Source organism: Cryobacterium sp. GrIS_2_6, from assembly GCF_035984545.1.
In the GTDB taxonomy this organism is placed as follows: Bacteria; Actinomycetota; Actinomycetes; order Actinomycetales; family Microbacteriaceae; genus Cryobacterium.
The window spans coordinates 979,834-992,272 of record NZ_JAXCHP010000001.1 but is presented as its reverse complement, the minus strand read 5'-3'; the positions used below and the strand labels follow the sequence as shown (position 1 = coordinate 992,272).

The window sequence follows — 12,439 nt, the reverse complement described above, 5'->3', positions numbered from 1 at the left end:
GGGAAACGAACGGGCGTCAGGGGTAGAGTCCGCGGAGCAGGTGGGCCTCGGCGACGCGTTCGACGGCGAGGACCGTCGCCGCTGCCCGCAGGGAGAGGTCCCGGGAGGCGGCGGTTTCGACGACCTGCTGCCAGGCGGCGAGCATCCGCTCTTCGAGCTTCTGTTCGACCTCTGCGGCGTTCCACCAGTAGGCCTGGTTGCCCTGCACCCACTCGAAGTAGGAGACGAGCACTCCGCCGGCGTTCGCAAGGATGTCGGGGACCACGAGCTGTCCGTTCGCGGCGAAGATCCGGTCGGCGGCCGGGGAGGTCGGGCCGTTCGCGCCCTCGACGATCACGCGTGCCATCACGCGGGCAGCGTTCCCGGCGTGCAGGACGCCCTCGACCGCAGCGGGGACAAGCAGGTCGACGTCGAGCTCGAGCAGTGCTTCGCCGTCGAGCGGGTCCGCCCCGCCGAATCCGACGACCCGGCCGGTCGCGGCGACGTGCGCGTCGAGCCCGGCGAAGTCGATACCCCGCTCGTTGTAGACGGCACCGTACTGGTCGCTGACCGCAACGACCCGTACCCCCGCGTCGGCGAGGAACACGGCAGCGTCGTGGCCGACCTTGCCGAAGCCCTGCACTGCTGCGGTCGCCCCATATGGAGTGATGCCGCTGTGCCGGAGGGCGGCGAGTGCGACATGGGTCACGCCGCGGCTGGTCGCGCTCGCGCGGCCGTGGGAACCGCCGAGGCTGATTGGCTTGCCCGTGACGATCCCGGGAACGGTGTAGCCGACGTTGACGGAGTATGTGTCCATCATCCAGGCCATGGTGCGCTCGTCGGTGCCGATGTCGGGGGCCGGGATGTCCTTCTCCGGGCCGATGATCGGCAGGATCTCGCTCGTGTACCTGCGGGTGACGCGCTCGAGCTCCGGGAGCGAGAATTCGCGCGGGTCGATCGTGACACCGCCCTTGGCACCGCCGTACGGCACGTCGAGCAAGGCGCATTTCCAGGTCATCCACATCGCGAGGGCGCGCACCTCGTCGAGGGTCACGTGCGGGCTGTAGCGCAGGCCGCCCTTGGCCGGGCCGCGGGAGAAGTTGTGCTGCACCCGGTAGCCGGTGAACAGTCGGGTGCTGCCGTCGTCCCGGCGCAGCGGAACGGCGACGGTGAGCTCGCGGCGCGGGGTCGCGAGCAACGCGTGCAGGCCGTCCGGGTAGCCGAGCAGGGCGACGGCGTCGCTGAGCTGCGACCGGGCGTCGACGAGCGGCGTGGCGAGGGGCGTGACCTGGCGAACGGCCGGCCGGGCCTCGAGCAGGCTCATGCGTTCGCCAGTGCGTGTGCGACGACCTGGAGGCCCTCGACGAGGAGCTCGTCCGAGATACTCAGCGGCGGCAGGAACCGGATCACGTTCCCGTAGGTTCCGCAGGTGAGGACGATGACGCCCTGCGCATGGACGGCGGCCGCGACGCGGGAGGTGAGTGCGGCATCCGGTTCACCCGTCGCCGAGTCGACGAGCTCGATGGCGATCATGGCACCGCGGCCGCGGACGTCGCCGACGCGCTTGTCGAAGGCGCGGATGGCGTTCAGCCGGCCGGTGAGGATGGTGCCGATCTCGCGGGCGCGCTCGACCAGGTTCTCGCTCTCGTAGGTGTCGAGGGTGGCGAGGGCCGCTGCGCAGGCGAGCGGGTTTCCGCCGTAGGTGCCGCCGATGCCGCCGACCTGCGGGGCGTCCATGATCTCGGCGCGGCCGGTGACCGCGGAGAGCGGGAGGCCGCCGGCGATGCCCTTGGCCATCACGATCAGGTCGGGCACGATGCCCTCGTGGTCGCAGGCGAACATGGCGCCGGTGCGGGCGAAGCCGGTCTGCACCTCATCGGCGATGAAGACGACCCCGTTGCTGCGGCACCAGGCCAGGAGGGTCGGCAGGAAGCCCGCGGCCGGGACGATGAAGCCACCCTCGCCCTGGATCGGTTCGATGATGAGCGCGGCGAGGTTCTCGGCGCCGATCTGCTTCTCGATCTGGGAGATGGCGCGCTTCGCGGCGACGACGCCGTCGAGACCGCCGTCACGCAACGGGTAGGACATCGGCGCCCGGTAGACCTCGGCGGCGAACGGACCGAACCCGTTCTTGTATGGCTGGTTCTTGGCGGTGAGGCTCATGGTCAGGGTGGTGCGGCCATGGTAGGCGTGATCGAAGGCCACGACGGCCTGCCGTCCCGTGTAGTGCCGTGCGATCTTGACGGCGTTCTCGACAGCCTCGGCGCCGGAGTTGAACAGGGCGGTCCGCTTGGCGTGGTCACCGGGGGTGACCCGGTTGAGCGCCTCGGCGACCTCGATGTACGAGTCATACGGGGCGACCGTGAAGCAGGTGTGGGTGAACTGGGCGAGCTGGGCGGCAACAGCCTCGACGACGCGGGGCGCGCTGTTGCCGACGCCGGTCACGGCGATGCCGCTGCCGAGGTCGATCAGGGAGTTGCCGTCAACGTCGACGAGCACGCCGCCGCCGGCGGCGACGATGTAAACGGGAAGGGTGACGCCGACGCCCGCGGAGACCGCGGCGGTCTTGCGCGCCTGGAGAGCCTGCGACTGGGGCCCGGGGATGCTCGTCGTGAGGCGACGTTCCTGCGGGAGGGACGGGCCGCCGACGGGAACGGTGGTGGGCGGGGATGCGACGAGGGTCATGTCTGCTCCAGTTCGTGAACCGAGGTGCATCGACCGGGCGGCGTCGATGTCAGGTGCCATGCTAGGCAGAGCGCCGACGGCAGCGCGCTCGCCGCGATGTACAGATCGCGGGCCGAGTTTCGCCACGTTGTACACTCGGCGCATGCCCCCGCTCAACGCACCGCCGCCGCTGCCCGCGCTGCGCCGCCTCCTCGACCGGCCGGACCTGCGGCTGCGGCTGCTCACTCCGGAGGCCGGCCTGCCGCCGTACGCCCTCGACCAGCCCGTCGAATGGGTGCACAGCTCAGACCTCGCCGACCCGACCCCGTTCCTGTCCGCACACCAGGTGCTGCTGACGACCGGGCGCCAGTTCGCGGAGGCTGTCACGGACGCGTTCTACATCGACTACGTGACCCGGCTGCGCGACCGCGGCATCGTCTGCCTCGGATTCGGCACGGAAGTCCTCCGCTCCGGCACCCCCGACGCCCTCGTCGCGGCCTGCCAGTCTCGGGGACTCCCCCTCGTCGAAGTGCCGTACGAGACGCCGTTCATCGCCGTCGCCCGGGCCGCCGGCGACCTCGTCGCCGAGCTCCGCTATGCCAGGAACACCTGGGCGCTCGGCGCCCAGCGGTCCATCGCGCTCGCGGCGCTCCGCCCGGACGGCCTCAGCGCGACCCTCAGCGAGCTGTCCAGACAACTCGGCCACTGGGTCGCGCTCTTCGACATGAGCGGGGCCCTCGACCGGGTCTTCCCCCGGGACACCTTCGCGGGCGCATCCGCTTCACGCGGCTCTCTCGACCGGGTGCAGCGCGAGGCAGCCCAGTTGATCCGGCGCGGGCAGCGGGCCAGCACGTCCGTTTCGACCGGCGGAGAGACGCTGACCCTGCAGACCCTGGGCCGACGCGACCAGCTGCGCGGCGTCCTCGCCCACGGGGGTCCCGGCGAGCTCGACCAGGCCAGCCAGGAGGTCGTGACGAGCGTGATCGCGCTCGCCGGGCTCGCGCTCGAGCAGAACAGTGCGCTCGACCGGGCGCGCGGGCTCCTCCGGTCCGGGCTGCTGCACGCGCTGCTCGGCGGCGACGTCGACCTCGTGCAGGCGACATCCGGGGAGATGTGGGGGCCGCTCCCGTTCGAGCCGGTACGGGTCGCCGTGACCGACCCCGCGCCAGGGCGGCTGGACGCCCTGACCGAGTTCCTCGAGCTCCGGGTGGAGGAGAGCCCTGGACACCTGTTCTTCGCGCGCCAGGGCGGCCTCGTGGTCTTGTGCGTCGACGCCACTGCCGGGCCCCTGCTCGATGAGCTCGTCGGCTTCGGGCTGCACCTGGGGCTCTCCGACCGGGCCAGGTACCGTGAGCTGCCGCACGCCCTCGCCCAGGCCAGCCAGGCCCTCGAACGCTCGCACGAGGGCGCGCCCGGCATCGTCGAATTCGACGTGATCTCCCGACAGGGCGTTCTCGCGTTCCTCGCCGGCACGGATGCCTCGGAGGTCGGACGCGCGACGCTCCAGCCGCTCACGGCGCACGACGCCGTCCACGGCACTGAACTCGTCCGCACGCTCCGGGTGTGGCTCGGGCGCAACGGGCAATTCGGTCCAGCGGCCACCGAGCTCGGCGTGCACCGGCACACGGTGCGGGCCCGGGTGAGCCAGGCCGAGGCACTCCTCGGCCGTGACTTCGGCACCTTCCACGCCCGCGCCGACATCTGGGCGGCACTGCTCGCGTCCGGTGACGACGCCGGATCACCCCCTGAGCACCTCAGTAGCTGAGAACCGTCTCACGGGCGGTTCTGCTCACCCGCACTCCAGTGCGCTGGGCGCACGAACCCCTGGGACAGGACGGTGAGGTGGTCGCCTCTGGCGCTGCTGACCTGCATCTGGGTCAGGTAGATCGCGCCGGCGAGGTCCGCTCCCGCGAGGTTCGCGTTGCGCAGGTCGACACCGAGGAGGTCGCAGTGCGACAGCCGGGCTCCGCTGAGATCCGCTGCGATCAGGAGGGAGCCGCGCAGGCTCAGTCCACGAAGGTCCGCACCGGTGAGCGCCGCGCCCGCCAAGTCTCTCCCCGGGCCGAGCCGGCGCCGAACTCCTCGATCCCGCGTTTCGCCGAGGATGCCCCTGCGCGCGTCCTCGCTCGCCTGGAGGAGGAGCGGCCGGGCCGCGTCATACTCCGCGTCGACGTCGAGGCCCGCGAGCAGATCCGGCTGCTCCCGGCTGAGCGCGCTGACGCGATCGAAGCGCGACAACAGCGGAGCCGGATCACCCGCGTCCCTGACAAGGCTGATCGCCTGCTCGAGGTACCAGAGGAGTTCGTGGAGCCGCCGCACGATCGGGAAGATCGCGAACATGGCGTCCCTGGTCCCCGGATCGTCCCGCCAGGACCGGCCGGCGAAGGTCTGCTGCGAGACCTTCTGGCCGGCACCGAAACAGTCGAACACGGTGCAGCCGGTGAAGCCCCGGGGACGCAAGTCGGCGTGCACGCGGCACGCGTCGCGTTCGTCGAGGTTCTCGCAGGGATCGCCGGCCGGCTTGTCGAACGGGAAGTCGGCGGACCTGGCGAAGGCCAGGGCGACGCAGCAGAGTCCGAAGCACCTGGCGCAGTCGGCACCGAGGTCTTCGCGGCGCCCGAGCTCAATCCTGGTTCGTTCCGTCATCGCGTTCATCGTAGTCCGCGCTCCGGCAGGGCCAACCGGAATTCCCGGGCACGGGTCAGGCGCGCAACGACCAGGGCTTGCGACGCACGAGGATGTGGCCGCGGCTCGTGCTGAGCCGGGTCCAGGGCCCGGTCTCGAAGAGCCGCACCGGTTCGTCCTTGGGCAGGAAGCCGAGACTCACCGCCGCGAACGCCGCCCCGGCCGGAACGATCTCGAGTCCCGCAATCGGGCGACCCCAGACCTCTGCACGGACTCGCTGCACGACCTGCGCGCCCGAGTCCCGCGGCACGGTGGAGGCGACCTCGTCGATACCGGCGGCCGCAGCGCCCGTCAGGAGCGCGGCATCCGTCTCGCCGAGGAGTTTCCAGCCACCCCGGGGCGGGGAGATACCGGCCCAGGTCACGGTCGTGACCTCGAGGGGCACGGTCACCGCGACCGGCTCCTCCGGGTCGCTTCCCCCGGCGGCAAGGCGGGCGACCCGATCGAGCAGGGAACGCACCGGCACGACGGCGTCGAGTTCGACGGGTTCGTCGAGGCCGAAGGTGCGCAGACCGAGCACGGTCGGGCTCCCATCGAGGAGGCCGCGCGGGTAGAGGATCGCGGAGTACACCGCGAGCGCGCCGGCGGCCGAAATCAGGCGCACCGAACCGTCCTCGACACGGCTGGCGCGAGACAGGTAGACCTGCAGATCGCTGAGGGCAAAGGAATCCGTGAGAATAAATGACTGGCTCATCTGCTCCTAAACTACCAAGGTACGGCGAGGCTCATACCGACTTCGCACACACTGCCGAGGAGGACGCATGGACATGCCGATGGAAGGTCTCTTGAACGCCCTCGACCTGACCGACACAGGGGCGCGCACGAGCGAGGACATCTTCACCGGCCCGTCGCAGTGGATGCCCCTCGGCCGGGTGTTCGGCGGACAGGTCCTCGCCCAATCCCTCGTCGCCGCGATGCGCACCGTGCCCGACGACCGCCACGTGCATTCGATGCACGGCTACTTCCTGCGACCGGGTGACGTCAGCCAGCCGATCACATTCTCCGTTGACCGGATCCACGACGGCCGCTCCTTCTCTACCCGGCGCACGCAGGCGTACCAGAACGGCCACCCGATCCTCTCGATGATCGCGTCCTTCCAGGATGACGACGAGGGACTCGAGCATCACATCGACATGCCGGCCGGGCTGCCGGAGCCGGAGTCGTTGCCGACCGCCGCGGAGTCCCTCGCCCAGGTCGACCACACCATCGCCCGGTACTGGGCGAGCGAGCGTGCCTTCGACATGCGGCACGTTCCTTCGCCGATCTACCTGCAGGTCAAGGGCGAGCACACCAGCCACCAGGCCGTGTGGATGAAGACCCTCGGCGCGCTTCCCGACGACCCGGACCTGCATCGTGCCGCCCTGGCGTATGCGAGCGACTATTCGATCATGGAGCCGGTCATGCGCCGCCACGGCATCGCCTGGGCGACGCCGGGCCTCAAGGTCGCGAGCCTCGATCACGCGATGTGGTTCCACCGCTTCGGGCGCGTCGACGAGTGGATGCTCTACGTTCAGGACTCCCCCACCGCCCAGGGGGGCCGAGGACTCTCCACCGGCAGCATCTACAGCCGCGAGGGTCTCCTGCTCGCGACAGTTGCCCAGGAGGGCATGGTCCGGATTCCCGCGAACAAGGAGTAGCAGCCGGCCCGGGATCACTGCGCCGGATTACTGCGCCGGCTCAAGTCCAGGCTCGGCCGCGAGCAGCACGATGCCGTTGGGCTGCAAACGGATGTCGACGGATGCGATCTCGTCCGTGTCCAGTTTCGTGGTTCCCACGACAGGGACCGTCATGCCAGGACCCGCGAGCCAGCTCGCGACCTGCGTCGCCTCCCCGTTCCGGTCCGTGATGAACATCGCGTAAGCCCGCTCCGCCGCGGCGCCGTCGCCGGTGCCGGATTCGGTGCCGGATTCGGTGCCGGATTCGGGCAGGCCATAGCTGCACGAGCCGTCGATGCGGGTACCGCCGGGCTGAGCCGCCAGGCGGACATCCGCGCTCAGCGGGTTCGGGACCACCTGGCGCAGTGTGACGAGCTCCCCGGGAGGTTCTGCGATCGACGCCGGGGCGAGCCGGGCCGGCAGCACGATCGCCACCGTCGCAGCGACGGCCGCCACTGCGAGCAGGAGCCCGGCCTGCAGCATCCGTCCGCGCCGCCTGCGCCGCCGCGCAGCAGCGAGCAGCCGTGGCAGGCCGTGGCCGCGAGGCAGGACGCCCGGCAACTCCGCGGTCTCCAACACCTCGGCCGTCGGTACGAGGCCGAGGAGCCCGGGGAGCCCGGCGATCTCGGCAACCCGACGGGTGCAGTCCGCGCACGTGCGCAGGTGGCGTTCGTAGTCGTGGCGTTCCTCGGTCGCGAGCGCGCCGAGCACGTAGGCGGCGTCCCACTCGGCGTACGGGTCGCGTCCGGACCGGGGGTCGCGCCCGGTGTCTGACGCGCCGGATCCTGTCGTGGTCATCGCTCGGTCACTCCCTTCTCGGTGAGACTCAGGCGCATGGCCCGCAGGGCGTAGTGCAGGCGCGACTTCACAGTGCCTTCCGGGATGTCGAGAGAGCGCGCGGTCTCGGCGACCGACTGTCCCCGGAAGTAGGCGCAGACGACCACGGCCCGGTGATCTGCGGAGAGGCCGTCGAGGGCATCCGCCACGAGCCACGCGTCGAGGAGTGCTGCCGTCGCATCGTTCGTCAGGCGCTCGGGGAGTTCGCCTGTGCTGATTTCGTGGCGATTCCTGGCCGAGCGCCATTCGTCGATGACGAGGTGGCGGGCGACGGTGAAGAGCCAGGCGCGCGCCGAGTCCGCATCGTCGAGCACCCGGGGCAGTCGCCAGGCGCGCAACAGGGTCTCCTGCACAACGTCATCGGCCAGGGTGGAATCGCCGGTCAGCCGGGACACGTACCGACGGAGTTCCACGGCGTGCGCATCGTGCAGGGCGCGCAGCAGGCCGGCACGCGCGTCGACGGGCCGTTCCCCGCGTCCGGCTTTCTCCGCCACAGCGCACCTCCTATCGTTAACACGGGCTCGCTGCGCCGTTCGTTCAGTTTCCGCCGAGTTTTGTCGAAGTCCGTCGATTTTCCGTGATGGGCTTTGAACCGATGACCGGGCAGTCTCGTAGTAACTAGTAGCACCCTAACGAGGAGCGCCAGCTTGCGAACGGGGAGCAGCCCATTCGCCCTCACCGACCGCCACGACCACCACGACCACCATCACGAGGAGAATCATGACGAACGACACCGCGGTCTCCCGCCGCGCCGCACTGCTGATCGGCACCGCAGGCACCGCCGCCGTGACCCTGGCCGCCTGCGCCCCGACCACGACGGGCGGCACCGCCGCCGGATCGGCCGGAGGTTCGACGGGGGCCGCAATGCCCTCTGCGGGCAGTACCGCCGCCACCGGAAGTGGCGGGACCGTGGTCGCCAAGCTCTCCGACATCCCGGTCGGCGGCTCGATCGAGACCGCCCTGAACGGCAAGGCCATCTTCGTCAGCCAGCCGACCAAAGGCAAGGTCGTGGCCTTCAGCGCCGTGTGCACGCACCAGGGCTGCATCGTGAAGCTCGTCGACACGTCCTTCGACTGCCCGTGCCACGGTTCGAAGTTCGACACGGCAACGGGCGCCGTTCTCGCGGGCCCCGCCCCGAAACCGCTGATCGGCATCACCGTCACGGTTTCGGGAGACTCGGTCACCGCGAGCTGAGCGGCTGGAGTTCAGTCTTCCGGAAGGGCAGCCCTGCGGGTGAATCGCACCGGGTCTTCGAGGTAGGGCAGCCACGCCGCACGCTCCGCGTCGGTGATCTTGCGCGGGCGCTGGGTTGCCGCGTCGATGAGCACGATCGTGGTACTGGCCTGCGCGTACAAAACCGCCGGCTCGGCGTCCGCCGGCCCCCAGACCTCGTAACACACCTCGAGGCTCGCCCCGCCGACCTTGCCGAGCCAGAGACGGATGTCCACCGGCTGCCGCAGGTACGGGATCGACAACAGGTACTCGGCTTCGAGCCGCGCGATCACGGTCAGCGTCGCCGCGCCGGGCCGGCCGTCGAGAACGGCGGTCCCGGCCCCCGAGCCGGGCTCAACCTCGTCGTCGAGCCAGAACGCCTGGATGCGCGCCTCCTCGAGGAGGCGCAGCATCGAGGCGTTGTTGACGTGGCCGTACGCATCGAGGTCTGACCAGCGCAGGCTGATCGGCACGTGCAGCTTCATCGCGCTGGCCCGTTCCCGGCCTAGTCGCGCGTGAGCTTGCGGTACGCGGACCTGTGCGGCTTCGCGGCGTCGGGGCCGAGCCGCTCGATCTTGTTCTGCTCGTAGGACTCGAAGTTTCCCTCGAACCAGTACCAGCTCGCCGGGTTCTCATCCGTGCCCTCGTAGGAGAGGATGTGGGTCGCGATCCGGTCGAGGAACCACCGGTCGTGAGTGATGACCACGGCGCAACCGGGGAACTCGAGCAGCGCGTTCTCGAGGGAGCCGAGGGTTTCGACGTCGAGGTCGTTAGTCGGCTCATCCAGGAGCAGCAGGTTGCCGCCCTGCTTGAGGGTGAGCGCGAGGTTGAGGCGGTTGCGCTCTCCACCGGAGAGCACGCCGGCCTTCTTCTGCTGGTCGGGTCCCTTGAATCCGAAGGTCGACACGTAGGCGCGGGACGGGATCTCGGTCTTGCCGACCTGGATGTAGTCCTGGCCGTCGGAGACGACCTCCCAGAGGGACTTGTTCGGGTCGATACCGGTGCGGTCCTGGTCGACGTAGGAGATGTCGACGGTCTCGCCGATCTTCAGCTCGCCGCCGTCGAGCGGCTCCTTGCCGACGATCGTCTTGAACAGGGTCGTCTTTCCCACGCCGTTCGGCCCGATGATGCCCACGATGCCGTTTCGGGGGAGGGTGAAGCTCAGCCCGTCGATGAGCACGCGGTCGCCGAAGCCCTTGTGCAGCTTCTTCGCGTCGATGACCTGGGCACCGAGGCGCGGGCCGACCGGGATCTGGATCTCTTCGAAGTCGAGCTTGCGGGTGCTCTCGGCCGCGGCGGCCATTTCCTCGTAGCGGGCGAGGCGCGCCTTGGACTTGGCCTGGCGACCCTTCGCGTTCGAGCGGACCCACTCGAGTTCGTCGGCGAGACGCTTAGCCATCTTCGCGTCCTTCTTACCGGCGATCATGAGCCGTTCCTGCTTCTTCTCGAGGTAGGTCGAGTAGTTGCCCTCGTAGGGGTAGAGGTGGCCACGGTCGACTTCGGCGATCCATTCGGCGACGTGGTCGAGGAAGTACCGGTCGTGGGTGACGGCGAGCACGGCGCCGGCGTACTGGGCGAGGTGCTGCTCGAGCCAGAGCACGCTCTCGGCGTCGAGGTGGTTGGTGGGCTCGTCGAGGAGGAGAAGGTCGGGCTTCTGCAGAAGGAGCTTCGTCAGTGCAACGCGGCGCTTCTCACCACCGGAGAGGTCGGCCACGGCAGAGTCTCCCGGCGGCGTGCGGAGGGCATCCATCGCCTGTTCGAGCTGGGAGTCGAGGTCCCAGGCGTCGGCGGCGTCGATGGCTTCCTGGAGCGTGCCCATTTCGGCGAGAAGGGTGTCGAAGTCCGCGTCGGGTTCGCCGAGGGCCGCGCTGATCTCGTTGAACCGGTCGACCTTGGCCTTGATCGGGCCGACGCCTTCCTGCACGTTCTCGAGGACCGTCTTCGTCTCGTCGAGTTCCGGCTCCTGCATCAGGATGCCGACGCTATAGCCGGGCGAGAGTTTCGCCTCGCCGTTGCTCGGGGTGTCGAGCCCGGCCATGATCTTGAGGATCGTGGACTTTCCGGCGCCGTTCGGCCCGACGATGCCAATTTTGGCACCGGGGAAGAACGACATCGTGACGTCGTCGAGGATGAGCTTGTCGCCTACCGCCTTGCGTGCGCGGACCATCGTATAAATAAATTCGGCCATAGTGCTTACCAGTCTATTTGCCGCGTGGCCCCGACCAGACACCGGCCGGTCGAGATCGCGGACGTGACCATGCTGTGGTACCCGCCGGACTTCGACCCGTTCTGGCCGATCAGGCAGCCGTCGGGGAAGCGGACCGAGAATTGCACGGAGTCGGCGTCGAGATTGACGCTCGTCTTGTCGAACCCGACCTCGATCATCGTCTTGTCGAATCCGGCGGCGACGAGGGCGTCCACGAAGCCGCGCCCGCCCGTCGCGAGATCCACGGCCGCGGCGACCTGGTTGAAGTATGCGAGGTTCGCCTGGGCGCCGAGTTCTGGCCGCACGGCCGGTGCCGGCGCCGCCGTGGCGGTGGCAACCGGAACCCTTGTCGGTGTGGCCGCGACGGGCGTCGGTTCAGCGGTGCCCGCGGTGCAGCCTGCCAGAGCTGCGACAACCAGGCCGGCGATGACGACGGCCACCACGGGTCGGAGTGTCGTCCTGTGTACTGCCGGCACGTGTGTCCTCCCGAGGCCGCGGTGCGGCCAGTGCCATCGAGTCTAAACCGAGCGCACGGCCGACTCGCCAGTGGCGACGGTCGTGACACCGGCGGGCGGGACCGTCTCGCCGGAGGAAGCGCCCGAAACGGCGGCCGGATCCGGCGCAGTCGGGAGCCCCTGGACCGCGGCCGCGGCCGTGACCGGGCGCAGGTAGTTCGTCGTGCACCAGGACAGGTCATGGCCGACCGCCTCGGCCTCGACCTCGACGGAGGTGCCCGATCGTTCGGCGTTCTGCCACGCCCGCACCCGCAGCTGCCCGGCCACGAGTACATGCTCACCTTTCCGTACCGAACGCACGACGTTGTGCGCAAGGTGACGGAACGCGGTCACGGTGTACCAGTTCGTGTCGGCGTCGACCCAACTGTGCAGGGTCCGGTCGTACCGGCGCTGTCCGGAGGCCAGCCGGAAGGAGGTGATCGCGAGGCCGGCGCTCGTCACGAGGTGGCGCGGCGTCGTCGCCACGATTCCGGTCACGGTAATGCTGTTGCTCATGGTGTCTCCCGTCCTGGTCGTCGCCGGACGCTCGCCCGGCGTTGGCCCGGGGGCGACGCTCGTGCCTGTCTCCGACGCCCCCGGGTCACGTCCGAGTGTGCGGCCGAGTGCACACGGACGATCCGCGGCATCCGTTTGCGGGGAGAACACCGCAGAACGGACGCCTGTTGAGGAGGGTCCCCTCCCCTGCG

General features: G+C 69.7%; 13 protein-coding genes. 3 read left to right on the top strand and 10 right to left on the bottom strand.

Features of this window, described 5'->3' with window-relative positions; genetic code table 11:
- Positions 1-16: 16 nt before the first annotated feature.
- A complete protein-coding gene (locus RCH22_RS05145) occupies positions 17-1,303 on the bottom strand; it encodes a Glu/Leu/Phe/Val dehydrogenase (protein WP_327013033.1) in 1,287 nt (428 codons plus the stop codon).
- Positions 1,300-2,664 carry a 4-aminobutyrate--2-oxoglutarate transaminase gene (gene gabT / locus RCH22_RS05140; protein ID WP_327015457.1) on the bottom strand — a complete coding sequence of 455 codons (1,365 nt, stop codon included), beginning with the start codon at positions 2,662-2,664 and terminating at the stop codon, positions 1,300-1,302. The genes RCH22_RS05145 and gabT overlap by 4 nt, the downstream gene beginning before the upstream one ends.
- A gap of 142 nt (positions 2,665-2,806) precedes the next feature.
- On the opposite strand from gabT, the gene RCH22_RS05135 reads away from it, so the two are divergent.
- On the top strand, positions 2,807-4,408 hold the full coding sequence (locus RCH22_RS05135) for a PucR family transcriptional regulator (protein WP_327013032.1): 1,602 nt from the start codon (positions 2,807-2,809) through the stop codon (positions 4,406-4,408).
- Positions 4,409-4,416: 8 nt separating this feature from the next.
- Here RCH22_RS05135 and RCH22_RS05130 read toward each other — a convergent pair whose 3' ends face one another.
- Both RCH22_RS05130 and RCH22_RS05125 read right to left on the bottom strand, forming a co-directional pair.
- A complete protein-coding gene (locus tag RCH22_RS05130) occupies positions 4,417-5,289 on the bottom strand; it encodes a pentapeptide repeat-containing protein (RefSeq protein ID WP_327013031.1) in 873 nt (290 codons plus the stop codon).
- Positions 5,290-5,344: 55 nt separating this feature from the next.
- On the bottom strand, positions 5,345-6,022 hold the full coding sequence (locus tag RCH22_RS05125) for a hypothetical protein (protein WP_327013030.1): 678 nt from the start codon (positions 6,020-6,022) through the stop codon (positions 5,345-5,347).
- Positions 6,023-6,089: 67 nt separating this feature from the next.
- Here RCH22_RS05125 and RCH22_RS05120 point away from each other — a divergent pair, with 67 nt between their 5' ends.
- Positions 6,090-6,965, top strand: a complete 876-nt coding sequence (locus tag RCH22_RS05120; RefSeq protein WP_327013029.1) for an acyl-CoA thioesterase II — start codon at positions 6,090-6,092, stop codon at positions 6,963-6,965.
- A gap of 27 nt (positions 6,966-6,992) precedes the next feature.
- Here the strand turns inward: RCH22_RS05120 and RCH22_RS05115 are convergent, their stop codons facing one another.
- On the bottom strand, positions 6,993-7,781 hold the full coding sequence (locus tag RCH22_RS05115) for a zf-HC2 domain-containing protein (protein ID WP_327013028.1): 789 nt from the start codon (positions 7,779-7,781) through the stop codon (positions 6,993-6,995).
- Positions 7,778-8,314: a sigma-70 family RNA polymerase sigma factor gene (locus RCH22_RS05110; RefSeq protein WP_327013027.1), complete on the bottom strand. Its 537-nt coding sequence runs from the start codon at positions 8,312-8,314 to the stop codon at positions 7,778-7,780. Before RCH22_RS05110 ends, RCH22_RS05115 begins: the two co-directional genes overlap by 4 nt.
- Positions 8,315-8,540: 226 nt before the next feature.
- On the opposite strand from RCH22_RS05110, the gene RCH22_RS05105 reads away from it, so the two are divergent.
- Positions 8,541-9,014: a Rieske (2Fe-2S) protein gene (locus RCH22_RS05105; protein ID WP_327013026.1), complete on the top strand. Its 474-nt coding sequence runs from the start codon at positions 8,541-8,543 to the stop codon at positions 9,012-9,014.
- Positions 9,015-9,025: 11 nt separating this feature from the next.
- Here the strand turns inward: RCH22_RS05105 and RCH22_RS05100 are convergent, their stop codons facing one another.
- The 4 genes from RCH22_RS05100 to RCH22_RS05085 all read right to left on the bottom strand — a co-directional run bounded on the left by RCH22_RS05100 (position 9,026) and on the right by RCH22_RS05085 (position 12,248).
- Positions 9,026-9,517: a thioesterase family protein gene (locus RCH22_RS05100; RefSeq protein WP_327013025.1), complete on the bottom strand. Its 492-nt coding sequence runs from the start codon at positions 9,515-9,517 to the stop codon at positions 9,026-9,028.
- Between the two features lie 20 nt (positions 9,518-9,537).
- Positions 9,538-11,220, bottom strand: coding sequence for an energy-dependent translational throttle protein EttA (gene ettA / locus RCH22_RS05095; protein ID WP_134447826.1), 1,683 nt, complete (start codon positions 11,218-11,220; stop codon positions 9,538-9,540).
- A gap of 5 nt (positions 11,221-11,225) precedes the next feature.
- Complete coding sequence (locus RCH22_RS05090) at positions 11,226-11,681, bottom strand: hypothetical protein (protein WP_327013024.1); 456 nt, start codon at positions 11,679-11,681, stop codon at positions 11,226-11,228.
- A gap of 75 nt (positions 11,682-11,756) precedes the next feature.
- Complete coding sequence (locus tag RCH22_RS05085) at positions 11,757-12,248, bottom strand: single-stranded DNA-binding protein (protein ID WP_327013023.1); 492 nt, start codon at positions 12,246-12,248, stop codon at positions 11,757-11,759.
- Between the last annotated feature and the right edge of the window lie 191 nt (positions 12,249-12,439).